The sequence below is a fragment of the Psychroflexus torquis ATCC 700755 genome, assembly GCF_000153485.2.
GTDB classification, from domain to species: Bacteria; Bacteroidota; Bacteroidia; order Flavobacteriales; family Flavobacteriaceae; genus Psychroflexus; species Psychroflexus torquis.
This window is the reverse complement of the sequence record NC_018721.1, coordinates 2,570,168-2,596,200: the sequence shown is the minus strand read 5'-3', so window position 1 is coordinate 2,596,200 and position 26,033 is coordinate 2,570,168. Positions and strand designations below refer to the sequence as shown.

General features: G+C 32.3%; 25 protein-coding genes, 2 tRNA genes and 1 pseudogene. 23 read left to right on the top strand and 5 right to left on the bottom strand.

The window, feature by feature from the left end; genetic code table 11:
* Positions 1-56 precede the first annotated feature (56 nt).
* The 8 genes from P700755_RS11070 (at position 57) to P700755_RS11035 (ending at position 8,239) form a co-directional block, all read left to right on the top strand.
* The gene (locus P700755_RS11070; protein ID WP_015024756.1) at positions 57-689 is read left to right on the top strand and encodes a response regulator; all 633 of its coding nucleotides are present in this window, start codon (positions 57-59) and stop codon (positions 687-689) included.
* 268 nt (positions 690-957) lie between these two features.
* Positions 958-1,563, top strand: a complete 606-nt coding sequence (locus P700755_RS11065; protein ID WP_015024755.1) for a TetR/AcrR family transcriptional regulator — start codon at positions 958-960, stop codon at positions 1,561-1,563.
* Entirely contained in the window at positions 1,560-2,927 is a 1,368-nt protein-coding gene (locus P700755_RS11060) for a TolC family protein (protein ID WP_015024754.1), read from the top strand. The genes P700755_RS11065 and P700755_RS11060 overlap by 4 nt, the downstream gene beginning before the upstream one ends.
* A 4-nt stretch (positions 2,928-2,931) precedes the next feature.
* The gene (locus P700755_RS11055; RefSeq protein ID WP_015024753.1) at positions 2,932-4,107 is read left to right on the top strand and encodes an efflux RND transporter periplasmic adaptor subunit; all 1,176 of its coding nucleotides are present in this window, start codon (positions 2,932-2,934) and stop codon (positions 4,105-4,107) included.
* A gap of 3 nt (positions 4,108-4,110) precedes the next feature.
* The gene (locus P700755_RS11050) at positions 4,111-7,575 is read left to right on the top strand and encodes an efflux RND transporter permease subunit (protein WP_015024752.1); all 3,465 of its coding nucleotides are present in this window, start codon (positions 4,111-4,113) and stop codon (positions 7,573-7,575) included.
* 52 nt (positions 7,576-7,627) lie between these two features.
* Positions 7,628-7,933 carry a thioredoxin family protein gene (locus P700755_RS11045; protein ID WP_015024751.1) on the top strand — a complete coding sequence of 102 codons (306 nt, stop codon included), beginning with the start codon at positions 7,628-7,630 and terminating at the stop codon, positions 7,931-7,933.
* Positions 7,934-8,026: 93 nt separating this feature from the next.
* A tRNA-Ser gene (locus P700755_RS11040) sits at positions 8,027-8,110 on the top strand.
* A 54-nt stretch (positions 8,111-8,164) separates the two neighbouring features.
* A tRNA-Pro gene (locus P700755_RS11035) sits at positions 8,165-8,239 on the top strand.
* A 402-nt stretch (positions 8,240-8,641) separates the two neighbouring features.
* Here the strand turns inward: P700755_RS11035 and P700755_RS11030 are convergent.
* Complete coding sequence (locus P700755_RS11030) at positions 8,642-8,911, bottom strand: hypothetical protein (protein WP_015024750.1); 270 nt, start codon at positions 8,909-8,911, stop codon at positions 8,642-8,644.
* Positions 8,912-9,309: 398 nt separating this feature from the next.
* Here P700755_RS11030 and P700755_RS11025 point away from each other — a divergent pair, with 398 nt between their 5' ends.
* Positions 9,310-10,347, top strand: coding sequence for an RES domain-containing protein (locus P700755_RS11025; protein WP_041758325.1), 1,038 nt, complete (start codon positions 9,310-9,312; stop codon positions 10,345-10,347).
* A gap of 229 nt (positions 10,348-10,576) precedes the next feature.
* Entirely contained in the window at positions 10,577-11,725 is a 1,149-nt protein-coding gene (locus P700755_RS11020) for an ATP-binding protein (RefSeq protein ID WP_015024748.1), read from the top strand.
* Between the two features lie 115 nt (positions 11,726-11,840).
* On the opposite strand, the pseudogene P700755_RS21315 reads toward P700755_RS11020, so the two are convergent.
* The 3 genes and pseudogenes from P700755_RS21315 to P700755_RS11010 form a co-directional block, all read right to left on the bottom strand.
* A pseudogene (locus P700755_RS21315) lies at positions 11,841-11,945 on the bottom strand (IS110 family transposase); the annotation flags it as partial.
* Positions 11,946-12,130: 185 nt separating this feature from the next.
* Positions 12,131-12,913, bottom strand: a complete 783-nt coding sequence (locus tag P700755_RS11015; RefSeq protein WP_015024747.1) for a DUF7829 domain-containing protein — start codon at positions 12,911-12,913, stop codon at positions 12,131-12,133.
* A gap of 32 nt (positions 12,914-12,945) precedes the next feature.
* Positions 12,946-13,152: a hypothetical protein gene (locus P700755_RS11010; protein ID WP_157609282.1), complete on the bottom strand. Its 207-nt coding sequence runs from the start codon at positions 13,150-13,152 to the stop codon at positions 12,946-12,948.
* 565 nt (positions 13,153-13,717) lie between these two features.
* Here P700755_RS11010 and P700755_RS11000 point away from each other — a divergent pair.
* The 10 genes from P700755_RS11000 (at position 13,718) to P700755_RS10955 (ending at position 19,518) form a co-directional block, all read left to right on the top strand.
* Positions 13,718-13,990, top strand: a complete 273-nt coding sequence (locus P700755_RS11000; RefSeq protein ID WP_157609281.1) for a hypothetical protein — start codon at positions 13,718-13,720, stop codon at positions 13,988-13,990.
* Positions 13,991-14,096: 106 nt separating this feature from the next.
* The gene (locus tag P700755_RS10995; protein WP_015024743.1) at positions 14,097-14,366 is read left to right on the top strand and encodes a hypothetical protein; all 270 of its coding nucleotides are present in this window, start codon (positions 14,097-14,099) and stop codon (positions 14,364-14,366) included.
* Between the two features lie 37 nt (positions 14,367-14,403).
* On the top strand, positions 14,404-14,706 hold the full coding sequence (locus P700755_RS10990; RefSeq protein WP_015024742.1) for a hypothetical protein: 303 nt from the start codon (positions 14,404-14,406) through the stop codon (positions 14,704-14,706).
* Positions 14,691-14,960, top strand: a complete 270-nt coding sequence (locus tag P700755_RS10985; protein WP_015024741.1) for a hypothetical protein — start codon at positions 14,691-14,693, stop codon at positions 14,958-14,960. Before P700755_RS10990 ends, P700755_RS10985 begins: the two co-directional genes overlap by 16 nt.
* Positions 14,961-14,971: 11 nt before the next feature.
* On the top strand, positions 14,972-15,301 hold the full coding sequence (locus P700755_RS10980) for a hypothetical protein (protein ID WP_211206081.1): 330 nt from the start codon (positions 14,972-14,974) through the stop codon (positions 15,299-15,301).
* On the top strand, positions 15,298-15,639 hold the full coding sequence (locus P700755_RS10975) for a hypothetical protein (protein WP_015024739.1): 342 nt from the start codon (positions 15,298-15,300) through the stop codon (positions 15,637-15,639). The genes P700755_RS10980 and P700755_RS10975 overlap by 4 nt, the downstream gene beginning before the upstream one ends.
* Positions 15,640-16,418: 779 nt before the next feature.
* A complete protein-coding gene (locus P700755_RS18775) occupies positions 16,419-16,832 on the top strand; it encodes a hypothetical protein (protein ID WP_015024738.1) in 414 nt (137 codons plus the stop codon).
* Positions 16,825-17,208, top strand: coding sequence for a hypothetical protein (locus P700755_RS10965; protein WP_245535934.1), 384 nt, complete (start codon positions 16,825-16,827; stop codon positions 17,206-17,208). Before P700755_RS18775 ends, P700755_RS10965 begins: the two co-directional genes overlap by 8 nt.
* Entirely contained in the window at positions 17,198-17,407 is a 210-nt protein-coding gene (locus P700755_RS20765) for a hypothetical protein (protein WP_015024736.1), read from the top strand. The genes P700755_RS10965 and P700755_RS20765 overlap by 11 nt, the downstream gene beginning before the upstream one ends.
* Positions 17,408-18,387: 980 nt before the next feature.
* Positions 18,388-19,518 (top strand): hypothetical protein, encoded by a 1,131-nt coding sequence (locus tag P700755_RS10955; protein ID WP_157609280.1) that lies wholly within the window; start codon positions 18,388-18,390, stop codon positions 19,516-19,518.
* Between the two features lie 626 nt (positions 19,519-20,144).
* On the opposite strand, the gene P700755_RS10950 is transcribed toward P700755_RS10955, so the two are convergent.
* On the bottom strand, positions 20,145-21,482 hold the full coding sequence (locus P700755_RS10950; RefSeq protein ID WP_015024734.1) for a hypothetical protein: 1,338 nt from the start codon (positions 21,480-21,482) through the stop codon (positions 20,145-20,147).
* A 474-nt stretch (positions 21,483-21,956) separates the two neighbouring features.
* On the opposite strand from P700755_RS10950, the gene P700755_RS10940 reads away from it, so the two are divergent.
* The 3 genes from P700755_RS10940 (at position 21,957) to P700755_RS10930 (ending at position 25,961) form a co-directional block, all read left to right on the top strand.
* Positions 21,957-22,304, top strand: coding sequence for a hypothetical protein (locus P700755_RS10940; protein WP_157609279.1), 348 nt, complete (start codon positions 21,957-21,959; stop codon positions 22,302-22,304).
* A gap of 391 nt (positions 22,305-22,695) precedes the next feature.
* Complete coding sequence (locus P700755_RS10935) at positions 22,696-23,055, top strand: hypothetical protein (RefSeq protein ID WP_245535933.1); 360 nt, start codon at positions 22,696-22,698, stop codon at positions 23,053-23,055.
* A gap of 911 nt (positions 23,056-23,966) precedes the next feature.
* Positions 23,967-25,961 (top strand): NERD domain-containing protein/DEAD/DEAH box helicase, encoded by a 1,995-nt coding sequence (locus P700755_RS10930; protein ID WP_015024731.1) that lies wholly within the window; start codon positions 23,967-23,969, stop codon positions 25,959-25,961.
* Positions 25,962-26,033: the final 72 nt, after the last annotated feature.

Here is a 26,033-nt window from a genome sequence, read left to right as displayed (position 1 = left end):
ATATTTACAAATACTAGCAGTACTTTTTAAAATTAGACCGTTTTGAAGCTTAGAACATGGACAGCATTAGGTTAGCCATTATAGAAGATGATACCTTAATTCAGGAGAGCCTGAAGGACTACTTTAATGCTCAACCCCACCTAGAGTGTTTGCTCATTACAGCTTCGGTTGAAGATTTTATTAAAGTTATAAAACTCTCTAAAAACTATCCCGAAATCATCCTTCTAGATATCAATTTATTAGGAATGTCTGGGATTGATGGGATCCCACTAATTTTGAAGAAATTGCCCGAAGTATCCATTATTATGCTCACCACATTTGAGGATAACGATAGTATTTATAAAGCATTATGTGCTGGAGCCTGCTCCTATTTGTCTAAAAAAACACCTCTTAAAAAAATACTAGAAGCAATTCTGGTCGTACATCTAGGTGGGTCTTATATGTCACCAGCTATTGCACGTAAAGTAGCAAACCACTTTGCACAAAAGCAGATTAAAAGCACTGTGCTTACCGAGAGGCAAAAAGAAATAGTTACTGGCATTGTCGCTGGTAAAAGCTATAAAATGATTGCCATTGATTTATTTATATCCATAGACACAGTTCGCACACACATTAAAAACATATACAAAACACTAGAAATTAATAGCAAAGCAGAATTAATAAGAAAGTCATACGACAATGAACTTTAATTTGACAAGGCTTTATGTTCAAACACAATCCTGATGAGCTATGCTTGTTAGTCTGTAATGCCATATCAACAACAGCTCAATACCATATTTTTATCCTTTTATAATTTGAATTTAATCTCTATTCAATGTGAATAAAGCCTTTTTCTATGGTCTTATTTTTTTCCAACAGTCGCCTACCTAATGATTTAGAGCCTAATGTTAAATTTTAGCGAAACTTTGGAAACTTTTCTTGTATAAAAAGTTTCCGTGCTTAGATTTGCTTTCTTAAATGAAACAAGATATTTTACATAAGGCTGGAGATTTGTTTTTGGAATTCGGTTTCAAGAGCGTCACTATGGATCATCTGGCTCAGGATCTTGGTGTGTCCAAAAAAACCATCTATGGTTATTTCAAAAACAAGTCGGACTTGGTCGAGCAAGTCGCCTATTACATTCGAGATCGCATTCACAAGGAAATAGACGAAGTTCAAATTCTGCAGCTAGATCCTATCGAGGAAATGTTCGAGATTAAAAGAATCGTAATGAAAAGGCTTAAGAATGAAAAAACCTCGCCTCAGTTTCAGTTTCAAAAGTATTATCCAAATATTTACGATAAAATGCGACATTCTCAAGTTTGCAAAATGGAAGAATCCATCAGCAAAAATATTGATCGTGGTGTAAAGGATAATTATTATAGAAAAGATTTACACAAAGTTTTTACCTGCAAGATCTACATCTCAGGCATTTTAAATCTAAAAGATGAAAAACTCTTTAAGGATAGCCAACTTACACCTAAAGAACTTTACGAAGAATTCTTAAAATACCACCTAAGAAGTATTGTAGATACCAAAGGAAAGCAACGCTTAATAGAACTAGAAAAACAACAACTAGAATGAAAAAGTTAATTTTCAGTCTCATAGCCATACTAAGTATGAGCGTATATGCTCAAGACCAATATGAGCCGAAGAGCTATAAATTTACCTTACAGGAAGCTATAGATTTTGCTATTGATAGCAGCTATGCTACCATCAACGCCAGACGCGATGTGGCTATTGCGCTAAAACAAAAATGGGAAACCACTGCCGATGGTTTACCTCAAATCGATGGTGATTTAACTTATGAATATAATCCTATCATTAGGCAAACTCCACTTCCAGCAGAACTTGCAGGTGGCGAGCCTGGAACTTTTGTTCCAGTAGAGTTTTCACCTAGACAAAATATGAATGCTTCGGTGACGCTTAACCAACTTATATTTGACGGCTCTTATATCGTTGCACTTCAAGCTGCTAAAACTTTCTTAGAGTATTCAGACAATAATGAAACACGCACTAAGCTACAAGTAAGAAAAGATGTGGTGAGTGCCTATGGTAATGTTTTACTAACTCAAAACTCTATTGGTATTATAGAAAGTAACCTAGAGACTGCTAAAGAAAACCTAAGAGAAACACGAATCACTTTTGAAAACGGTCTTGCCGAGGAAGAAGATGTAGAGCAACTTCAGATTACTTACCAGCAATTACAAAGTCAGCTCAATAATGCCAAACGTATGAAGGATATTTCAAAAGAAAGCCTCAATATGGTGTTGGGTTTACCTATTTATACTAAAGTCGAATTATTGGAAGATTTAGAAAACTTAGCCAATAGAGAAGCTTTGGAAGCAAAAATTATAACTGAAGATTTACAGGTCGAAAACACCATCGAATTTAAGATTGCAAACAATCTGGTAGAGCAGCGAGAGTTGGAAATGAAACTTGAAAAAAGCAAAGCACTGCCAAGCTTATCTGCTTTTGCAAACTATGGACAAACCAGTTTTGGAGAGGATTTTGAATTCTTTAGTTCACGAGCCGATTGGTTTGAATTCTCCACGATTGGGGTAAGCCTAAATGTTCCCATTTTCAGTTCTCTTCAGCGAAGTGCTCGAACTCAAAAAGCTAAAATTGAAATGGAAAAAGCTGAAACCCAAAAGGTACAGGCCGTCAACCAGATCAAACTTCAGTTAAATAACGCAAAGAGCAATTTTGAATTTGCAATAGACAATTATGAATTATCGAAAGACAATCTGAAACTTGCAGAACGCATTGAGCGCAAAAACCAAATCAAATTTAAAGAAGGAGTTGGTACGAGTTTTGAACTTAGACAAGCTCAGTTACAACTCTACACTGCACAGAACGAATTGCTGCAATCTATGCTAGATATTATCAATTCCAAAGCAGAAATCGAAAAGATCATCAATACTCCATTCACAAATTTTGAAAACTAAACCCATGAAATATCTATCTTACCTCACCATACTTTCCCTACTTATTAGTGTGTCTTGTGGTCCCAAAGAAAAGTCTATCGAAGATATTGTCGAAAATGGATCGAAAGCAGAACTGAATCAAAAACGTGAGGAATTGAATACCTCGATGAGGAAACTCAACAGCCAGATTAAGACCTTGGACAAAAAATTAGTGGAATTTGAAGATTCTTCAAAATATGCCTTAGTAGAAGCTTTAAGTCTAGCTCCAAAAGATTTTAATCACTATGTCACTGTCCAAGGCGACGTGACTACAGACCAAAACATCATGATTTACCCTCAGTTTTCTGGTGTATTAAAAGATATTTACGTCAAAGAAGGTGACCAGGTTAAGAAAGGACAAAAATTAGCCAAAATTGATGATGGCGGACAGTCGAGCCAACTGAAAGAAATGAAAGCACAGCGAGAGCTTTCCAAAACGAGATTCGAAAGACAGGAGCGACTTTGGGATGAGAATATAGGTTCAGAAATACAGTACCTTGAAGCCAAAACAGCCTTTGAGCAAATTGATAATGCAGTTGACCAAATGAAAAGCCAACTCAACAAATCTGTGATTTACGCTCCTTTTTCTGGGAAAATAGATGAAATTATTACAGACCAAGGTCAGGTAGTTTCCCCAGGCCAAACACCAATTTTTAGAATTTTGAATTTAGGAGACATGTACGTTAGTGCAAATGTTCCAGAAAATTATGTCGGTAATATCAGAGAAGGCTCTGAAGCTATTGTAACCCTTGGGGCTATAGGAAAAAGCTTTGTAGGGAAGGTTTCCCAAGTCTCTAGTAATATTTCAGAAAGCAATAGAAATTTTAGAGTGCGAGTCTCTATCCCAGATAGTATTGACTTTGTAAAGCCCAACTTGATTGCTACTTTAAAACTAAATGACTATACCTCCAAACAAGCTATCGTTATCCCAGAAAATATCTTGCAAGAGAATGCATCAGGACAATCCTTTACATTTTCTCTTCAGATGGAAAATGATAGTATTGGCATCGCTAATTTCCAAGAGTTAAAACTCGGCAAAAATTATCAAGGGGAGATCGAAGTTTTAGAAGGTCTGAAATCTACAGATATTGTGGTAGCTGAAGGCGCTAGAACGATCAAAAAAAATGATAAAGTAAGAGTGTTGAACTTTCAAAAAAAGTAAGTAATGGCCAAAAAGAACACTTATAAAGAATTTGCCTTATCGTCTTGGGCAATCGACAATAAGATGACGGTATATGTGATAAGCATCATTATACTCATTGGAGGAATTATGGCTTATTACGGAATGCCAAGAGAGGATTTTCCAGAGATTATTGAAACCAAAATATACGTTAGTTCTATTGAGCCTGGGACTTCTGTAGAAGATGTTGAAAAATTTATTACAGAACCTTTAGAAGAAGTATTTAAAGATGTGAAGGGCGTTCGAGAAATCACCTCTTCTACTTTACAGGACTACTCCATGGTAATTGTGGAGTTTGAAGAAGATGTAGAAATACAGAACGCCAAGCAACTTGTCAAAGACAAGGTAGACCAAGTTAAATCTGAAACTACCTGGCCAACACTAGACAATGGTGCAAAGGTGGAGCCCAATGTGTTCGACCTTAATATATCTGAATTGCTTCCTATATTGAATATTAGCTTTACGGGTAATTATAATATTCAGCAATTAAAAGATTTTGCAGAACACCTTCAAGATAAGGTAGAGTTGCTACCTGAAATTAAAGAGGCCACCGTCCGAGGTGTAGATGAAAAAGAAGTAGAGGTTGCCGTAGACATTTATAAAATGGCTGCTATGAAAGTAAGCTTTACCGATATTATAACCTCTATTCGTAATGAAAACAGAACCATCTCTGGAGGGAACATCATATCCAACGGATTTGAAAAGAACATCAGGATTTTAGGAGAAATAGAATCCCCAGATGAGCTTTACAACATTGTGGTTAAAGATGATGGAGGTGAAGTGTATTTAAGAGACGTCGCTAAGGTAAATTTCCACACCATAGATCCTACGACCTTTGCTAGAAATTACGGTGAAGCGGTAGTCATGCTAGATGTGAAAAAAAGAGCCGGTAAAAATATGATTGAGGCGGTAGAAAAAATTAAAACTATCGTTAATGATGAAAGAGAAAACTATTTCCCAGAAGCCTTAAATATCAGCCTGTCCAATGACCAATCTATAAAGACTGAAAACCAAGTGAATGACCTAGTGAATAACATCATCTTTGGTGTACTCTTAGTTATTATCGTTTTGATGTTCTTTTTAGGCTTTAGAAATGCTCTTTTTGTAGGGGTAGCTATCCCTATGTCTATACTATTATCGCTTATCATCTTATCGGGACTTGGGTTTACGCTAAATACAATGGTGCTATTCGGTTTGGTTATGGGGCTAGGTATGCTGGTGGATAATGGTATCGTGGTTGTAGAAAATGTATACTCGCTCATGGCCCAGGGCATGAGTAGGACAGCCGCTGCAAAACAAGGGATAGGAGAAATTGCATGGCCTATCATCGCTTCTACGGCGACAACGCTTGCAGCTTTTTTCCCATTGGGATTATGGCCAGGAACCATTGGTAAGTTCATGATCTACTTTCCCATCACACTTTCGGTGGTCTTATGTTCTTCACTATTTGTAGCGCTCATCATCAACGCCATGTTAACCTCAAAATTTATGAAAGTTGAGGAAAATAAATTAGAAAATAAACAAACGATTCGATGGAGTCTTATCCTTCTTGGAATAGGTATTCTTTCCTTGAGCTTAGGGTTTTTCTTGGATATTGGAGGCTTACGCGGTTTAGGAAATCTTGCCATATTAGCCTCTATTCTACTTTGGGTTTATAAGTTATTTTTAGTGAAAGCAATTTATTTCTTCCAGTTCCGATCTTTAAAAAAATTGGAAAACTCGTACGAGAAATTACTCAAGTTTGCGATATATAAAAAGAGAGCTTACTTCTTCTTTTTTGGTACTTTAGGTATTTTATTTTCCTCCTTTGTGTTTATTGGCATTGTACAGCCAGAAGTTTTATTCTTTCCCGAAAATCAGCCAAATCAGATTATGGCTTATATAGAATATCCTGAGGGGACAGACATTAATAAGACCAACAAACTGACCAAGAAGGTAGAGGAACGTGTTTTTGAGACTTTAAAAAAATACGAAGATGAGGACGGCTATAACTTTATGGTCGAGTCCGCTATTTCACAAGTCGGCAAAGGCTCTGGAAATCCGAATACAGACGCTGGGCAAGCCAACCAAATGCCTCATCGCGGAAAAGTTACGTTATCTATGCGAGAGTTTAAGCTTCGAAGAGGCGTAAGAAGTAGCCAAGTCCTAAACGAAGTCAGAGAATCTATAAAAGGGTTCCCCGGAGTATCCATTGTTGTTGAAAAAAACTCTGCAGGACCTCCTTCAGGATATCCTATCAATATTGAGTTGAAAGGTGAGAATTACGATCAGATGTTATCTGAAGCAGAGCGCATGAGAGAATTTATCGACGAAGCTGGCATCGATGGAATTGAAGAATTAAAAATCGACATCAATAAATCCAAACCAGAAATGGACATTAGAGTCGATAAAGCAAAAGCTGGTAAACTTGGCATATCTACAGCTCAGGTTGGTCAAGTTATAAGACGTTCTGTCTTTGGAGAAGAAGCGTCCACTTATAAGGATGTAGATGATGATTACCAGATCAATGTGAGATTTAATGAAAAAACCCGGTATGATGAGAACACAATTTTCAATCAGCCAGTAACCTTCAGAAACAAAAAAGGTAAGATCATACAAACACCTATCTCTACCTTAATAGAAAAGACACCAACATCGACCTTTTCCTCTATCAAAAGGAAAGATTTAAAGAGAGTTATTACAGTTTACTCTAACGTCCTCGGCGGTTATAACGGTAATGAAATTGTTCAGCAAATAGAAAGCGAGCTTCAGTATTTTGACTTGAAAGAGAGTATGAATTATAAATTTACTGGGGAACAAGAAAAACAAGAAGAGAACTTAGATTTTCTTATTAAAGCACTTCTCCTGGCCGTAGGAGGGATTCTGCTTATTCTCGTGGCACAATTCAACTCTATTTCAAAGCCAATTATCATTTTGATGGCGGTGATCTTGAGTTTAGGCGGGGTGTTCTTTGGCATTGGTATATTCCAAATGGATTTTGTGATTATCATGACCATGATGGGAATTATCTCACTGGCGGGTATTGTTGTCAACAATGCGATTGTCCTTGTGGATTATACTCAAATCCTTATCGACCGACGAAAAGAAAAGTTAAACATAGAGGATGAAGAGATGCTTACCAGACAGCAGTATTTTGAAGAAATTGTTGCTGGAGGTAAATCTAGACTTAGACCTGTATTGCTTACAGCGATCACAACAGTACTTGGATTAATCCCACTAGCGGTAGGTTTGAACATCGACTTCTTTGGACTATTTGTAGATTATGCACCAAATGTTTATGTGGGTGGAGATAACGTAATTTTTTGGGGACCCTTGGCATGGACAGTGATTTTTGGATTGATTTTCGCGACTTTCTTGACCTTAATTATAGTTCCTGTGATGTTTTATTTGGTCCTTAGAGCCAAATTGAGATTTAAAAAGACACCAGACCCAGTAAATACATTACCCTAAAATATTTGGAAGTTGATGTAATTTAAACTAAGTTTAATAAAATTAAAATTCGATGACGAAATTTGGTGAGATTATCGATGAGAAAAAGCCTGTTCTGATCAATTTTTTTGCAGATTGGAGCGAAGACTGTGAAGGTATCCACGACCGGTTAAAAGACGTGAGTGCTGCTTTAGGAGATAGGTTGAGGATTATCAAAATTGATGCTGAAAAGAACCCTCAGCTGGTTAAGGCGTTAAAAGTAAAGAATCTTCCTACCTACATGCTCTACGATTTGGGTGAAATGGTATGGAGAGAGAGTGGAAAGAAAGAGGCGAATGAACTTATTGTTGATCTGGAAGGGCAGACTCCAAGGAGTTAAAAAGAAACTAGAAAATAAATTCAATTCGCTTTGTCAAAATCAAAATTACAGTTATATTTGCAACCGCAAAAAGAGCAAGTTCTTATAAACATTGGAGAGGTGCCAGAGTGGTAATGGAGCAGATTGCTAATCTGTCGACGCGCATGTGTCGCCAGGGTTCGAGTCCCTGTCTCTCCGCTGATATATTTTAGATGAAGTGAAATCCATCTAAATTCCAATAAAGTCTACACTCGGGGTGTAGCGTAGCCCGGTCATCGCGCCTGCTTTGGGAGCAGGAGGTCGCAGGTTCGAATCCTGCCACCCCGACTTGAAAATGAGAGAGTTACAGATATATATTCTGTAGCTCTCTTTTTTTTTGTGAATAGTTTGTGAATAAAACCCATGTAAAACCTATTTTTCTTCTAAAAATTCAATCATTACAAAAATACGTAAATACATCGAAGTACATTTAATACACCTCTGTTTTTCTCTTTCACCTCTCTCTTGATATTGAAAAAATGACTTTTTGCCAAGATTTTTAATTTCGAGTCAATAAAAAATTGAATCTGAGGTTCGTGATTAAAATTCTATAAAATGCATCTTTAATTGAATATATTATTATTGACAGCTCATATTACATTCTGTTGATTAAAAGGTTTCATCTTCTCAGACATACAAAGAATTTAATTTACAGCCTCCTCCCCCACCTTTTGGAGTACTGAATTAAATTTATTCAAAAAAATCTAATGGAAGCTTAATCCCTAACTCTTTCAAAATTTCAAATAGTTCTTTTTCTTGATGTTCTTCAAGCCCCCATGACTCAATTGTTTGTAATATGGTATAACTAGGTGGCAAATCTTCGGTTTCTTTCAAGCATAAAAAATCTAACTGACCCCTCATATTAATGAAAATTTGAACTTTAGAATTTTGTCCAAATTTTTTATCTAGCTGATAGGTTGCTTCTTTCGCCTCTTCTACTATTTCTTTATTTTTACCCATGGTTCTTCAATTTTATGAACTTCCTGTTTATGGTAACGAAATGAAGTTTTGTCATCTGCATTAAACTTTTAGGAATTCATTGCCTTTCCAGCAGTCATATCCTCTTTAAAATTGAAAAAATAGATGTGATAAAAAGCAGAATGGTTAAAAATAAACAAGAAAATAAATTTTAGATATTACCAAACGAAGTTTACCATAGAGAAGATGATCCAGCTATTGTATATCTTGATGGTGAAAAGGAATGGTGGAAGAATGGTAAATTAAATAGAGTTAATGGTCCAGCAGTTGAGTTGAATAATGGTGGTTAGATAGTAAATTACACAGAGAAAATGGCTCAACCGAATGGCAACAGCCATTTTTCATCCGCACTGCCCATATACACGAAATTTAGCAAACATATGAAAAAACCGAAGTGGCAAACCGAATTTAGAGATTTACCAAAAATCCCAGATACTAAAAAATGGTTGAAAGGAGAACACGAAACTATCGAGCAAAAGATTTCTAAAAAGCTTGCAGTCGGAATGCCAATTAGCAATGCCGAAAGGGAAATAATGCAAGGTTTGGTTCTCTTTTACGGAATTCTTTATAAATCTTTACAAGACTTGGGATTTGAAAGTTTCACGCAAAAGGACTTTAAAAATTTCGAGAATTATATCTTCTATGCTTTTAATTATTTTCCTGTTTTAGCGAACAAGTTGACTATTTACCAACTTTATCGTGTCGTAATAAACGAACAATTGATTGGTAATAAACAATCTTTGACCAAAAAAGGTCTTCTATCATATCCACCTATGCATATCGTTAGAAAAATTAACAAATATAACCGAGCGAACACGCCAAGAACGAATGTGTTTTATGGAGCTGAAACGATTGATACAGCTCTGAATGAAAGTAAGCCACAAATCGGAGATAAAGTAACAGTTGGAGTTTGGAAACCGACTGTCGAAAGAAAATATAACAGTTATCCAATTTCTCATAGCGAAGAAGGTTTTGGAGTAAACGAAAACTCTACAAATGCAATTAGAGCTTTCAATGAATATAAAAAAACTCATGATAAAGTTTTGACTGACCATATGGAACCGTATTTCCACGTATTAGGTTACGAGTATTCAAAACCTATTAAGCATCACTATGAATATTTAATAAGTGCAATGTTTTCAGAAAATATTTTAGACAATCCTCAAAAAGGAACGTCTTTTGATTTTGAATGTATTATTTATCCAAGTGTAGGAAATAAATTTTCGACAAGTAATGTTGCTGTTAGAAAAGACATTTTAAGACACGAATTTGAATTAACCAAAGTTATTGAATTTGAAGTCACGGATTGTCATTATGAAAAAGGACAAAAAACTAATCCTGAAAGTATAAATCTCGTAGATTACAAAGGTTATCGAATAACGGAGAAAATAGAGGACAATAGAATAATATGGGAATAAATACGATTTGCCAACAAAGGATATAATTAATACGGGTTTAGTGTTTAATCCAAAGTTTAGTGATTATTAACTAAGTCCGCCAAATCTTTTGATTTAGCTTTATAAATGAAAAGATAAAACAAAATAAAAAGTTATGGCTAAGTACTTAATCTAAAGTTTATTTACTTTTAATACCCTACTAACCATAGCCGAGACGCTAGGCACAAGCTAAACAAACATCAGTAAATAAATGAACTTACAGCAATTAAAAGAAAAAACGGAACTAATTATTTCGGATTTAAAAGACAACGGTCGTTTTCCAAAAGAAAATAATGGAATTGATTATAAGCTGAAACTTAATATTGCAAAAACAAAAACGCCTTTAGAAAATTTCCTGCTAAATTTCACAAAAGATATATTGTCTTTTTCAAATTCAGATGGCGGGATATTGCTTTTAGGAATAAATGAAGACTCTGCATCAGGAGCTCACACAGAAACAGGTTTAGATATAGATAATCTTGATTTACTAAATCAAATTGACCTTAATGACATAACCCAAAAGTTTGAAAAGATAGTAAAAATCGGTATTTCTATAGATTTACAGATATTTCAAATCGGAACAAAAAAATTCTATTATTTAATCATTGAGAAAAGTAGTCAGGTTCTAATTCCAGTAAACGATTTTCCTGAATATAAAATTACCAAAGGTTCGATATATTATCGTGCTTCAAGTAAAAATGAACACGCAAACAAATCAACAACTGATTTCAATAGGTTTTTACAAATAAAAGCCAATGAAAAAAGTAAAGAATTTATGGAGATTTGGTCAAAGCTTCTTCCCGAAATGGTTGATATAAATCCAAGAGAAATTTTGATTATAAATCCTACACAGCATAAGGTATATGGATTTAATAGTAAAGATAAAATCCTTTCAGGAAGTGATATTGAAATTGACGAAACTCAAAATGGAGTATTTAATATAATTTTGAATGCTATTTCAGCAGGAGAAATTGGAAAAATAACAACAGACGAAGGAAAACCAATTTATAAGATTGTTGGAGAATTCCAAACTGACAGGGAACATATAATTTTAAATAGTCTTGAACAAGAAGTCAAAAAGAAGTCAAAATTTAAGTTTAGTAATGTTCAACTGAAAGTAGCAATACATCATTTAGGTTGGGTTAGTAATTCTAACTTTAAGGTCGTCAATCCACCAGAAGGTACAGTTACACCATCAAAAAGTAAATATATTTGGACTGAAACAATGGACCAAGTTTCTAATCGTAAAAAAGTATATTTTTCATCAGATGCTATAGAGAAATTAGCAGAGTTAATTGATGATGAGACGAAACATACAGAATTATTTAATAAGAAATTGAGTAAGAAAGCCATTGCATAACAAAAAACTGAGGTAAAAAACAACTCTTTTCTACTTTAATTTGAAACACTAGGATTCTAGGTTCATAGATTCATATAACTGATTCTTTGAGCTTTTTTAATTGATTTTTCGCTATTTATTTAGGCAACACAGAAACGTAACTTTTATCATAAGGTCTACCAGATTTTGCGATAGCAAAACATTGCTTGAGTAGCTTGTTGGCTACGGCAATTAAGTTAAGACCCTGGAGGTAAAAGTAAGCCAGCTCACAACCCTGTATAAAGCAAATAGGCCGTTCGGTCTTTTACGAAAGTTCAATGCTCTTTAGAAACACACATGACTCATCAAAGTCTTGGAAAAACTTTAAATATCGAGGATAGAATTTATCGATAATAGCCCAATAAGATAATCCTTTATAGAAATTTCTTATTTAGTATAAATCACTCTGTTTATAACTTCTTTGATGTCGGAATCCTCAATCACTTCAGAAACATTCCTTCTCATCTCCAAAAGCTCCAACTTGACATTTTCAAATTCTTTTTTATTTTCTTTAGTTATATAATTAATTACCTCATTCTGATGTGCACTGCTATTTCTTGTGAATTCTATAATTTGCCTCTCAGCATTTTTAAAAAATCCTATATGTTTTCCTGTCTTAATGGTAGTTAAGCATGTAATGAGCCTGATATTACTCATCATAATAGCTATTTTAAAAGCTTCTCCTAGCTTTAATGTAAAAGAAGCAAACATTATATACTGTAACTGTCTTGAGTCTTTACGGGCTTTAAATTGGCTCATGAATTTGATATCTGAATCCTTTACGTAGTACCCATTTTTGAATAGATGCTGAATTTCATTCTGAAAATCAAAATAATTTCTGCTTAATTCACTTATTGGTAGGCTAAGGTAATAATCAACAATACAGGTGAATAGTGTTTGTTGTTGTTTTACTTGATTGACATCGACTTTAATAGCACTAAAATTAATGAGGTGAGAAACCAATTTAATTTGGTCTTCATCCATCAGGTCAATCAGCGGATTGTTGGACTTTAAAAATTCGTTGAGATTAAACAAAGAGTCCAAATATTCTTGTTCCTCCTTATTAAAACTAAAGTCAATGATAAACTCATGGTCATAAGGATTACCACTTACTTTAAGCTCAAAATTTTTGACATAATTTTCTACAATATATTTTCTCCACTTTATCAAATCCAGGTTTATTTTAAAACAATACTAATTTATTATAGGATAGACTGTGTGTCATATTCTTTATAATTACAATCATCGCTCAATTCTGCTGCTTTATATAAGAAATTTTCTGAAGATTTAAAATACTCATAAGCTTCATCAACATTTTTTGAATCTAAAGAAATTTTAGAATAAGCTTCTGCCTTGTCTCGAAGAATATCGAATCCAGTACAAATATTATGAGGCTTATCATATCGCATTTGTTGTGCAGCAAACAAACAATATCTTGCTCAGTAATTTATTTCCTCTATTAAAAGTAAAATTTCCTCCTTTTTACTTTTAACCTTATTCTTTAACTCAATGAATTTAGGCTCTGTATCAGTGCCGATTGGTTCTTTTTTTTGACACCCTGAAACCACTAAAACGAGTAATATACCCAATAAAATAATTGGCTTAGATACAATTGTATTAATGTGAAATACATTCATTAAGCTAAATTTTATTGTCTCTGTATTCAATGATATGAAATAAAAATTTCAACTTTTTTCATTTTAAATAAACTTTTAATAAACTAATCTATATAACAGTCTACAACATTAAAATATGTAGATATGATTGGCAAAGATAATTTAATCCCAGAACGTTTAACTAGAAATTATTACTTCTGGTCTCTAGGTAAGATGAGTCTTAGAAGAAGAGATATATAAATACTCAATAGCTTATTTGTTAACAACTGGTTTCGAATTAATACGATGATTAAATCACTGCAATATTGCAGAAATCAAAATAACACTAGCAATGATAATAGATTTGCACAAAAAAAATATGGCAACGAAACAAGTTTACAAAAAACAAATGAAAAACAAAATCCTTAAACTCAAACGTCAAAAAGTCGATTATGTATCTTCTGAAGAATTAATGGAGATGAAGCTCAAATGGAATTATAATGAAATGAATTACGATTATCAAAAATGTAGAAAAGCCCTAAGAGAATTGAAAAAAGAAATGGGTTTTGAAGAAATACCAGCGAGATATATTGATTCTAAACTTAGAAAAAAAAATGGATGGCATGGTAACCGAACAGTAATTGATTTGTAACGATAAATTGTCTGCTAAAACAATCACTGCAATATTGCAGAAATCCGAAACCCACCTCCTATCTAATTAAATTTACAATAAATATTAATCTTAAAAACAACAAATTATGAAAAGTAGTATAGTAACTGATAATGATGGTAATAAATTTTGGATGCTACCAAACACCTCTATGTTCCATAGAGAAGATGGACCAGCAGTTGAATATGCTAATGGTGATAAATATTGGTTTATAAATGATGTAAGACATAGGGAAGATGGTCCAGCTATTGAAAATTTTAATGGTGTTAAATGGTGGTATCTAAATGGTAAAGAATATACTGAACAAGAACACAAATTTAAAATGAGGGATAGAAAACTAAAAGAATTATTACAATGAAAAGTAAAATGAGTATAAATAATAATGGAGATATAAAGTGGAAAATTATAAAGGACAATTCCATAGAGAAGATGGTCCAGCATTTGAAGATAAGCAAGGTTATAAGTCTTGGTGGATAAATGGTAAAAGACATAGAGAAGATGGTCCAGCCATTGAAAATAGTAATTCTAAAGTTTGGATGATTAATGATAAATTACATAGAGAAGATGGTCCAGCAGCAGAATATTCTGATGGTTCTAAGTCTTGGTATTTAAAAGATACTGAATATACTGAACAAGAATATAAATTTGAAATGAGGTCTAGAAAACTAAAAAAATTATTAGTATGGAAAGTAAATTAACTATTGATGAAGAAGGTAATAAAAAATGGACTCTTCCCAATGGTAAAAAACATAGAGAAGATGGTCCAGCAATGGAGTGGTGTGAAGGTGCTGCTAAATTTTGGCTTATAAATGGTAAGTACCATAGAGAAAATGGCCCAGCAGTTGAATATCCTAATGATACTAAATTGTGGTATCTAAATGGTACTCGATATTCTGAACAAGAATATAAATTAGAAATGAGGAATATAAAATTAAAAAAATTATTAGGATGAAAAACAAAAAAATGACTAGTATAATGGAATTAAATCACGAAGGCACTAAATTATGGCATATAAATGGAGTGAGACATAGAGAAGATGGACCAGCAGTTGAAACTTGGAATGGTAATGTTAAAGAATGGTGGTTAAATGATTTAAGACATAGAGAAGATGGTCCAGCGGAAACTAATAGTATGTCAAACGATTGGTGGATAAATGGTAAAAGACATAGAGAAGATGGTCCAGCCATTGAACATTGGAATGGTTTTAAACAATGGTATATAAATGATGTAGAATATACTGAACAAGATTATAAATTAGAAATGAGGAGTAGAAAATTAAAGCAATTATTATGAAAAGCATATTAACTTTTTATAAAGATGGTACTAAATTTTGGGAACTTTATAATGGTGAATTACATAGAGAAGATGGGCCAGCGGCTGAATATCCTAATGGTGATAAAGAATGGTGGATAAATGGTAAATGTCATAGAGAAGATGGTCCAGCAATTGAATGTAAGAATGGTGATAAAACTTGGTGGATAAATGGTAAGAGACATAGGGAAGATGGTCCAGCCTATGAAGGTACTAATGGTGTTAAATGGTGGTATCTAAATGGTATAGAATACACTGAACAACAACATAAATATCAAATGAGAGGTAAAAAACTTAAAAAAATATTACATGAAAAGTAAAATGACAATGGAGATATAAAGTGGAAAAATTATAAAGGACAATTCCATAGAGAAGATGGCCCAGCATTTGAAGATAAGGGAGGTTATAAGTCTTGGTGGATAAATGGAAAAAAACATAGAGAAGATGGCCCAGCAGTTGAATGGAATGATGGACGTAAAGAATGGTGGGTGAATGATATTAAATATACTGAACAAGAGTATAAACATAAAATGAGGTCTAAAAATTAAAATCAATTGGTATACGAAAAGTAAGTGTCAATGGTGGTACCAGTTTTTTTAATCCTAGCCATAATGGCGTTAAAATGTAAGTGTAGAAGCTGGTATCGGTTTTTTTGTATAATCCTAGCCATAATGGCGTTAAAGTGTAAGTGTAGAAGCTGGTATCAGTTTTTTTTGTATAATCCTAGCCATAATGGCGTTAAAATGTAAGTGTAGAAGCTGGTATCAGTTTTTTTGTATAATCCTAGCCATAATGGCGTTAAAATGTAAGTGTAAAACTGGTATCAGTATTTTTATAATCCTCGCAGTAGCAGCATTAAAAGTATTGATTTTATAAATAAATTATATCAAAATTAAGTCCTTCTAAGTTTAAAAATTTAGAGGGACTTATTTTTTAGGTGAATTTGAATAAGTAGATAAGATACTTCTCGAATTAACCTTCCTATATCGATTTATTACTTTTTTCATCTGCTAAAATCATCACTGCAATATTGCAGAAATCCAAAACCCACCCCCTATCCAATTAAATTTGCATCAAATATTAATCTTAAAAACAAATTATGAAAAGTAGAATAGTAATTGATGAAAATGGTAATAAATTTTGGATGCTACCAAACACCTCTATGTTCCATAGAGAAGATGGTCCAGCCGCTGAATTGGATTCTGGTGGTAAACATTGGTATATTAAAGGACAAAGACATAGAGAAGATGGTCCAGCTGTAATAGCCGCTGATGGACGTAAACATTGGTATATTAATGGACAAAGACATAGAGAAGATGGTCCAGCTATAATAGACGCTGATGGACATAAAGAATGGTGGGTAAATGGTGAAAGGCACAGAGAAGATGGTCCAGCAACAGAATATCCTGAAGCTGGATATAAAGAATGGTGGGTAAATGATATTCAATATACTGAACAAAGGCATAAACATAAAATGAGGTCTAAAAAACTTAAAAAATTGTTAAATGTGTAGTAAAATGATTATTAATGAATACTGTTTTCCAGAATGGTATGAAAGTGAATTTATAAAAGGTAAAGATGGGGGGAAAGAATGGTATGTAAATGAAAGGCTACATAGAGAAGATGGACCAGCTATTGAAGAGAAAAATGGTGATAAATATTGGTATATAAATGGTGAGTACCATAGAGAAGATGGACCAGCAGTTGAATATTGTAATGGAACTAAAATTTGGTATCTAAATGGTAAAAAGCATAGAGAAGATGGTGCAGCAGCTGAATTGAGAAATGGTACTAAATATTGGTTTCTAAATGGTATAGAATATACTGAACAAGAACACAAATTTGAAATAAGAAGTATAAAACTTAAAGAATTGTTAAATGAAAAGTAAAATAATTCTTGATGAATATGGTGATAAATATTGGAAACTTCCTAATGGTAAATACCATAGAGAAGATGGTCCAGCAGTTGAAGACTCTATTAGAAAACCTTGGTGGGTGAAGGGTAAAATGCATAGAGAAGATGGTCTTGCAGAGGAAATTTGGAATGGTCATAAAGAATGGTACATAAATGGTTTACTACATAGATAAGATGGTCCTGCAAGGGAATTATTATATGGTGATAAAGAATGGTGGTTAGAAGGTATAAATTATACTGAACAAGAATATAAAAAAAGGAAGAGGTATTTAAAATTAAAGCAATTATTATAAAGTCTAAATTAAGTATTGGTAAGTTCGGTACTAAAGTATGGAAACTTCCAAATGGTCAATGGCATTGAGAAGATGGTGCATCAGTTGAAAATAAGGATTGTTAAAGAGCTTGGTTTCTAAATGGTATAAATTATACTGAACAAGAACATAAATATGAAATGAGGACTATAAAACTAGACAGATTATTAAAATAAATCATATCAAAATTAAGTCCTTGTAAGTTTAAAAATTTAGAAGGACTTATTTTTTAGGTGAATTTAAATAAGTAGATAGGATACTTCTCGAATTAACCTACCCATATCGATTTATTCCTTTTTCATCTGCTAAAATCATCACTGCAATATTGCAGAAATCCAAAACCCACCTCCTATCCAATTAAATTTGCATCAAATATTAATCTAAAAACAACACATTATGAAAAGTGAATTTACAATTGATAAAAAAGGTACTAAATATTGGAGATTACCCAATGGTAATTACCACAGAGAATAAGGTCTAGCATTCTAAAATGTTAATGGCTATAAATTCTGGGGTAGAAAGGATAAATTGAATACAAAATATAGTCCAGCGGTTGAAAAAACTGATGGTACTAGACAATGGTTACTTGATAGTCTTATTTTAGTTAACAAAAACATGAAGATTAAATGTTTAATAAAATAATGCCTTTAATTTTTCAATTTATGAGTGATATGTTCTTCTTGTTCAAATCTTGAGGAGCTTAATTATATCAGGAATTAAATTTGCTAACATCAATATTAAAAATCATCGCCTATAAGCTTAACTATTCTTTTAAAAATAAAAAACTCTACCTCATTTTTTTATTTTTCTTCTTTTGTTGTAAGTTTATGATTAAAAAAAGCATGCCTAAGAAGACAATTTTATCAAAATATTATCCAGTCTTAAAGTCAGACCCTGATTATCGTTTTTTATTATATCTACAAAACATAACGTATACATTAAAACCAAGTATTGAAGAAAATGCTAAGGCTTCTAAGCCAATTCTTTCTTATTGTGAAAATCTGGCAAAAGAGGCTGAGGTGTTATTAATTTCAATCGATGACATGGAGAATGAAAACGATAGAGAAAAATATTTCAAATCTGCATCTTCAAAACTTAACCTAACAAGAGAAGAAAAGAATCAATTTGAAGACTTGTGCGAAAGCATACCATACAAGAATAATTTAAGACAATTATTCTCAGAGTCGATTGAACATTATTTTGGCATTGAAAATACAAAAGAAGGTGGATTGTTTTGGATTGAAGCTTTTGAAAATGGATTAAATGCTAAATTTGTTCATATCAATGATATACTAAATCTTGATGATACAAAAAGAAATGACTTCCTTAAAAATTTATTTATTAAACAATTAAACTCTTTTGAACCTTTGGAGATATTTATACCTACTCCTATTTATAAATTTGAGGGTCTGGAAATTAGTGAAGATATTTTAGATAGACTTGGTGATAAAGAACTTACGTCTTTGAGTGCTTTTCTTTATGAGTTAAGAAAAAAAAGACGTGAAGAAAAAAAGATTAAACTAATCATAGAATATAGAAATCTTAGTTATAAAGTGTTTATACCGGATATTGACCAAGAAGTAGAATTGTACCCAAAAGACAAGGCTCTCTACTTTTTAATACTTTTATATTCAAATGGAATAGATTACTATAACTTAGGAGATTACGAGGTTTTCTTAATTGATATTCTTGGAAAAATTAAAAGTCAGGAAAGAGAAGTTACAATAAAGACTGTTAAAAACCTTATTGAAAAGAATGAGATAATGAAACCAACGAAATCGAATACAAACAAAAGTATAAAAAAACTGGTAAATGAGTTTTATAAAGGTGACGAAAGCTATTGTAAGGTTATAACAGAAGAGATAACTTATATTAGAGATAGCCAGATTTTAAAAATACTTGTAGATAGAGATGCAGTTTCGGGAATTTCAAACATTAAAAAGCTACTTGTCAAACCATTAAAAACAGAATGACTATGTTAAATAAAAATCGTTTTTAATTAAAATTTAGTTCTACGGATGCCTACTTTGAAAATTAAAAAATACCTAAACAATTTTTCGAGTTAAAAATTCATTGCACATCAGAGGTAGATTTAGAGGAATTTCATTAAAATTTAAAAATATTGTCTCCTCAAACTTTAGAGGATATATTTGTTTTTCCTAAGTATATAAAACTGAAAATTAAAAAGTTTTACTATTATTTACTGACGTATCGTCCATAAATGATTTAAAATTTAATTTAATAAAATATGGAGTAATCATAAGTGTTGAAGTCAACGAAATCTCTGAAAAACTGTTTATTTAAGAATATCCATTGTTTTGAAATGAGTTTAAAAGTGGAGCTAAAGAGGGCTTATACCTATCTCAGAGTGAAATAGACTTTTTTCTAAATTTTATAAGAATATACTCATCAGTTGAAGATGTTGTGAATAAAATAAGAAATAGAGGTTACCAAAATTTACTCCAACCAGAACTGGAAATTCTAGAATCGAATGAATAATAGCTACTTGACTTAAAAATGAAACCCTTTATCTTAGCAATAAAATCGCTCAACCCTTCCGGTGTGATAAGGTCAGAAAATGGACATCAATTTGTACTTTTTATTTGATTTCGACATTCAGTTTTTGTTCATTACAGACATTTTCCATTATTTTTTTTACTTCATCGACATGTGATTCTTCAACTAACAGTTCGTCATAAACATATATAGTTGTTATCCCTCTCGCTTGACATTTTTTAATAATTTCTGTCATTATTTTGGTTTCTACTGTGAACAACATTCTAGAAGTGTTTTTATAACCCTTTTCTATTTTATCTTTTTCTACCTTACTGAGTAAATCAGGATATTTTTCTGCGTAATAAGAATATATTCTACTGTTTTTCATGTGCTTCACCTCCTTATTGAAAAAAGATAAATGTTCTTTTTTTGCTATTTGTCTTAACTCTATATCAGTATTTTTTGAATATTTCTTTTTTGTTTTGAGAAATTCTGCAACTTCTTCATGCGTTACTATCTGATTATTAGCACCTTGAAATTTACGGATTGCCAAATTTGGATGAAAACAAGAAAAGTCTAATCCAACTAGTTTACCACTGTTTGTCTTCACTTTAAACAATTCTCTTATAAGAGATGGCATCATATTAAACTTAGTTGCTATTCTGTAACCTGCGTTTTCACTCAAAATTTTTGGGTTGTTGAAATTGTTTTTTAGAAGCTCATATAATTTTAAATAATCTTCCACATAAATGAATTGATTTAAACGTTTCTTCTTGCCCAGTACTTTCAATTGCTTCCCTTTTTTATTTGTCCATTTCAATTTGGAATAGCACTTTAGATGCTTCATAACTTCTTTTATGCAGGGTAATTCGATTCTAGATAGATTTTCAAGTTCATTTAAGGCTATTGTACTATAAAGAGAGGATATTAATTTTTCTCGGATATTAATTTCATGGCGTTTCTTGGCATATTCTGAGTTTAAAATGTGTTTTTCAATATTCACATTATAATATTTATTATTAATTTTATATGATGTGGACTTAACACCTCTTTTTGGACCCAATCCTTTTTCAATATATCTTTTATCTATAAGTAGTTTTAAAATCAACTTGTATCTCGTTTCTTCATTCCCACTACCAACATGTTTTTTTAAAATTCTGCTGTTAAGTTGTATGTACCGATTATCAACATAATTATCATTGTATTTTGCTTCTCTTACCCACGTGAATGTAAAGTTAGATAACATCATATAGATTAGCTCTAAAGCAGTTTCTCTGTCTTTATGTATGCTATTTAGGTCTTCATGCTTAAAGTCCTTCTTTATGTCTTTAAGCAAGTTTTTGGGTAGCTTAATAGTAGCTTCATCATTTTGTAATTCATTATATATTTCTTTTGAGAAAGAAATATTTTTTTCATCTAGTAAATCTTTTAAATTTTTCATTATTCTTATCTATTTTTCAATAATTCTACTTTAGAGGTTTAACCGACCTAGAAAGGAATGATTCACTAAACCGAGAACTGAATTACAGTTTTAATGCATCCTATATGGTTTATATATATATTTTACAGAAAGTTTATTTATATACTTAAAACGCCTTTTGAGAAGGCTTTATCACTAATTAATAAGAAAGAAAAAAGGGGGGGGAGTTCTCTAGCGTATAAACAGCATATATCTGTATATCAATTAGTTAATGTATACACAATTGGCACAGTATGTATGTATAGAGATATAAATAATAAAATATAGAAATTTAGCTTTTAGAGCTATCATTACTTTTTTGAGATAGTATAGATGTATTTTAATTATTCAATTAAAGGACACGTTCTCGGAACGTAGTCCATTCTAATTGTTGTTAAATTTTTAAACTTTTTCAAATCTGGCGATATAACATATGTAACAATCAAGTAAATGGATATGAAAAGTAAATTAATAACTCATAGAAACGGCGATGAGTATTGGGAGTTGCCTAATGGTAAAATGCATAGAGAAGTTGGTCCAGCTGTTGTATATCTTGATGGTGATAAAGAATGGTGGATAAATGGTAAATTACACAGGAAAAATGGTCCAGCTGTTGAAATAAATAATGGTGATGAAGAATGGTGGTTAGATGGTAAATTACACAGAGAAGATGGTCCAGCTGTAAAACAAAAAAATGTTGAAAATTGGTATTTAAATGATGTTGAATATACAGAAGAGGAATTCCTAAACAGTAAAGAGTATAAAGCTTACGCAAGGGGTGTAAAATTGAAGCGATTATTATGAGAAGTAAAATGATAATTGATGAATATGGTACTAAGAATTGGGAACTACCCAATGTAGCCTTACATAGGGAAGATGGACCAGACGTAATAGGTGAGTTTGAAAAACAATAGTGTATAAATGATTAACAGTATTATAATAAATACAGGAATATATCAGAACAAGGCCAGAAGAAATTATTTATGAGAATATTTCCAATGAAAAACAGGGATTTTAGGAGAATCAGCACATCATATAGGTTCTGATTTTATGCCTAAAACTGAAGGTATAAACTAAAGTCTGTCTTAAATTTTTAAACTATCTAATTTAACTAAATTTACATAAGATTAGAATGGCGATAAATTTTCACCACTATCTTGATTGTGAAAAGCCTTGTAAATTCTATTTTTAATTCTTGCAATTTAAAGCCCATAAGGACTGTAAACAATTAAAATACATAATGTTTGCTTCTTACGCATTAAAGTTAGCTGAGCCTCGCTTAATTTACATCCTGATGGTTCATATTAGATTAATCACAAGCCTTGCCTGCATTAAAACTGGAAAACATATTGGCTTTTATAAAACTATCGAGAAACATGTTATAGAAACAACTAAAAATAGCAGTGCTTTTCAAAATGAAATTATCATTTATATCTCAAAGAACAGAAAAACAAAATTTAAAGCAATTGAGAATAAGCTTTTGGAGATGAGGAGAAATAAATATGAAGTAATTGAGGATCCCCAAGTAAGGGAAGTGTTAAAGAGGCTGATATAAATAATCTTATCAATTAATATTAAAGAATGAATAAAAGTAAATTTTAATTATAAGACCTTTCAAAGTGGCTTCATGTGAGCGAAACAGCTTGCACCATCACTCCGAAATAGCCAACAAGCAATATTTCAAAAAATTACTGAGTCATAAAGGAGAAATTGAAGATCAGCACGGTAAAGCATGTTTTTAATGTTAAGACTTTTAATACAATCAAAAAATCCCTAAGTTTATATTATCAATAAAATGGGGATAACACAACAAGTTGTGTTATCCCCACGTTGGCAATAATACCTGTGCAGAGCAAAAGCCTGTGTTAAATTGAAACTAATCGCTCTTTGAATCTGAACTAAAAAAAAACAGAAATCAGAATTAAAAAACGTCTGAATAAAAACAGAACGAACGAATTCCAAGCAGAACGTCGGACTGAATTGCGGAAAGAAAAATAAAGCGTTGAACTAACTGCTACCTAAAAAAACTTGGTTGCTGAGCTCGCCGAAGTACTGGACTGAAATCGGAACTGAAAAGCAAAACGCTGGATTGAATTGCCGAACGGAAAATTACGTTGGACTGACTGCGCCCAATGACAAGCTTAATAAAAAATGTCGGAATTTAAAACGCTGGACTGAATTGCGGAGATTTTTTTTGGTTTTTTAAGTGCAACGTCTGATAATAAGAATTGTTGGAATCTGCGTCGCTAAACAGCCGAATTGTGGCGGAATTAGAAACTGAACGAAAACAAAGCGGACAAAAAATAATGTACTATTGCCAACACCGTATAAAATTAATTGCTAAATTAGTACTTTACCAAAGTCCGTTGCACGTTTGCTAAGTCTGAATTTCCGCCGGAAATTCCTCGCATGCAAACACGCAACTAATCTTATACAACAACGTTAGCTGCAAGTTAAAATCAACGAATGGCAATCATTTATCCAAAATATGAAACGATAAAAAATTTGAAAGTTCCTCCAACCGAAGGAGAGCTTAAAATGATTGACTTTCTTCTTGAAAACCTCAATGATGAATATGAGGTCTACTTTCAACCGTTTTTAAACGGAGACTGCCCAGACATAATTCTAATGAGAAAAGGCGGTGGAGTTCTAATTATCGAAGTAAAAGATTGGGACCTTAAAAGCTACCATCTAGACTACCGAAAAAGATGGTTTGTAAATTACAATAACGCTTTAATAAAATCTCCAATTTCTCAAGTTCTGAAGTACAAGGAGAATATGTATGACTTGCATATTCAAAATCTTTTAGAACTAAAATTACGAGATTATAGATATTGGTATATCGTCAATTGTGCAATATTCTTTTATAAAGAAAATGACAATGATGTAAGAGACTTTTTACTCTCACCATTTGAACAACAAAAAGAGTTTCTTAACGAAAAAAATGCACAGAAAGATGCTTACGATAAATTAGAAAAGTCAGAAGAAAATTATCTAACTTTTTTAAATAAAAATATTGAACTGATAGGTAAGAATAATCTAAACTTAAAAGACTTAAAAGACCTTCTATATCGAAAATGGATTAGTCGAAAATCATTCAATTTCTCAAACGAACTATATGATAGTTTTAAAAGGTACTTAAAACCTTCATTTCACTCTCTTGATGATGGAAGAAATTTTAAATACACTAAAAAACAATTAGAGCTTTCAGCTAGTAAACAAGGAGAGCAAAAAATAAAAGGAATTGTCGGTGCGGGAAAAACTTTAGTCCTTGCAAAAAGAGCGGTAAACGCACATATACGAACAAACGAAAAAGTTTTAGTTCTAACATACAACATTTCTCTCAAAAACTATATCCACGACAAAATTAGCAGCGTTAGAGAAGAATTCTATTGGAAAAACTTTCATATTCTAAATTATCACGACTTTTTCAATTCAATGATGAATAATCTTGGAATTGAATTTGATATTCCAGAAGATTTTGACAATTGGGAGAATTGGCAAAAAGAACAATTCTTTAATGACAAATATTACGGGAATATTAACCTATTTAAAGATTTTCAAGACCAAATTGAAAAATACTCTGCGATATTGATTGATGAAGTTCAAGACTACAGAACAGTTTGGTTGAGACTAATCAAAAAGTATTTTTTAACAGATAATGGAGAATTTGTTGTATTTGGAGATAGTAAACAAGATATATATAACCGAGTTTCATTAGTAGAAAACAAGAAGGTGCTTGTTATACCTGACAGTCCAGGAAGATGGGCAGAACTAAATCAATCGTTTAGGTTAACTCCAACAATAACCGCCTTTGCTTCGGAGTTTCAGAAGAAATTTTTAGCAGATAAGCATATACCTGATGAATTTGAAAACGTAGATTTTCAATCTGCTCTTTTTGATAAGGTACACTTCACATATTTCGGAACTCTTGATTTTAAGGTTTTAGCTGAATTCATAAGTTCATATTCAACAAAATTAGGTAGTCACCCAAATGATGTTTGTGTGCTTTCATTATCAATAGAAACCATACGAGAAATTGATTTCCATTTTAGAAAGGCAACGAATGAGAGGTCATATATAATGGCCGAAACAAAAGAATTTTACGACCACTTAAAAGAAAAAAATGGTCAAACAAGAAAATTCTACAAGGAATTAGATAAAATTAGAAAGAATAAGAAACTTCATTTTTGGATGAACTCAGGTCTTACCAAATTCTCGACCGTACACAGTTATAAAGGGTGGGAAATAAAAACACTTTTTCTTATTGTTCAAAAAGACACGCTTGAAGCAACATACAAAGAACTTGTATATACAGGATTTACAAGATGCATGAATAATCTTGTGATTATAGATATTGACGATAATGAACTGTCCACATTTATGGAGAAATTGCCATTTTTAGAAAAAATAGAAAACCCAGCAGCTAGTCGAGTAGGTAAAGGGGAATTTCACCCCTAAACCTCTCACAGAACCGTACGTGAACCTCTCGATTCATACGGCTCTTGTTATACAGTCAATAAAGTCTAAATA

Coding starts and splice junctions, on each gene's coding strand:
- P700755_RS11070 (WP_015024756.1), top strand. CDS start 57: ATGGACAGCATTAGGTTAGCCATTATAGAAGATGATACCTTAATTCAG.
- P700755_RS11065 (WP_015024755.1), top strand. CDS start 958: ATGAAACAAGATATTTTACATAAGGCTGGAGATTTGTTTTTGGAATTC.
- P700755_RS11060 (WP_015024754.1), top strand. CDS start 1,560: ATGAAAAAGTTAATTTTCAGTCTCATAGCCATACTAAGTATGAGCGTA.
- P700755_RS11055 (WP_015024753.1), top strand. CDS start 2,932: ATGAAATATCTATCTTACCTCACCATACTTTCCCTACTTATTAGTGTG.
- P700755_RS11050 (WP_015024752.1), top strand. CDS start 4,111: ATGGCCAAAAAGAACACTTATAAAGAATTTGCCTTATCGTCTTGGGCA.
- P700755_RS11045 (WP_015024751.1), top strand. CDS start 7,628: ATGACGAAATTTGGTGAGATTATCGATGAGAAAAAGCCTGTTCTGATC.
- P700755_RS11030 (WP_015024750.1), bottom strand. CDS start 8,911: ATGGGTAAAAATAAAGAAATAGTAGAAGAGGCGAAAGAAGCAACCTAT.
- P700755_RS11025 (WP_041758325.1), top strand. CDS start 9,310: ATGAAAAAACCGAAGTGGCAAACCGAATTTAGAGATTTACCAAAAATC.
- P700755_RS11020 (WP_015024748.1), top strand. CDS start 10,577: ATGAACTTACAGCAATTAAAAGAAAAAACGGAACTAATTATTTCGGAT.
- P700755_RS11010 (WP_157609282.1), bottom strand. CDS start 13,152: ATGCGATATGATAAGCCTCATAATATTTGTACTGGATTCGATATTCTT.
- P700755_RS11000 (WP_157609281.1), top strand. CDS start 13,718: ATGGCAACGAAACAAGTTTACAAAAAACAAATGAAAAACAAAATCCTT.
- P700755_RS10995 (WP_015024743.1), top strand. CDS start 14,097: ATGAAAAGTAGTATAGTAACTGATAATGATGGTAATAAATTTTGGATG.
- P700755_RS10985 (WP_015024741.1), top strand. CDS start 14,691: ATGGAAAGTAAATTAACTATTGATGAAGAAGGTAATAAAAAATGGACT.
- P700755_RS10980 (WP_211206081.1), top strand. CDS start 14,972: ATGACTAGTATAATGGAATTAAATCACGAAGGCACTAAATTATGGCAT.
- P700755_RS10975 (WP_015024739.1), top strand. CDS start 15,298: ATGAAAAGCATATTAACTTTTTATAAAGATGGTACTAAATTTTGGGAA.
- P700755_RS18775 (WP_015024738.1), top strand. CDS start 16,419: ATGAAAAGTAGAATAGTAATTGATGAAAATGGTAATAAATTTTGGATG.
- P700755_RS10965 (WP_245535934.1), top strand. CDS start 16,825: ATGTGTAGTAAAATGATTATTAATGAATACTGTTTTCCAGAATGGTAT.
- P700755_RS20765 (WP_015024736.1), top strand. CDS start 17,198: ATGAAAAGTAAAATAATTCTTGATGAATATGGTGATAAATATTGGAAA.
- P700755_RS10955 (WP_157609280.1), top strand. CDS start 18,388: ATGCCTAAGAAGACAATTTTATCAAAATATTATCCAGTCTTAAAGTCA.
- P700755_RS10950 (WP_015024734.1), bottom strand. CDS start 21,482: ATGAAAAATTTAAAAGATTTACTAGATGAAAAAAATATTTCTTTCTCA.
- P700755_RS10940 (WP_157609279.1), top strand. CDS start 21,957: ATGAAAAGTAAATTAATAACTCATAGAAACGGCGATGAGTATTGGGAG.
- P700755_RS10930 (WP_015024731.1), top strand. CDS start 23,967: ATGGCAATCATTTATCCAAAATATGAAACGATAAAAAATTTGAAAGTT.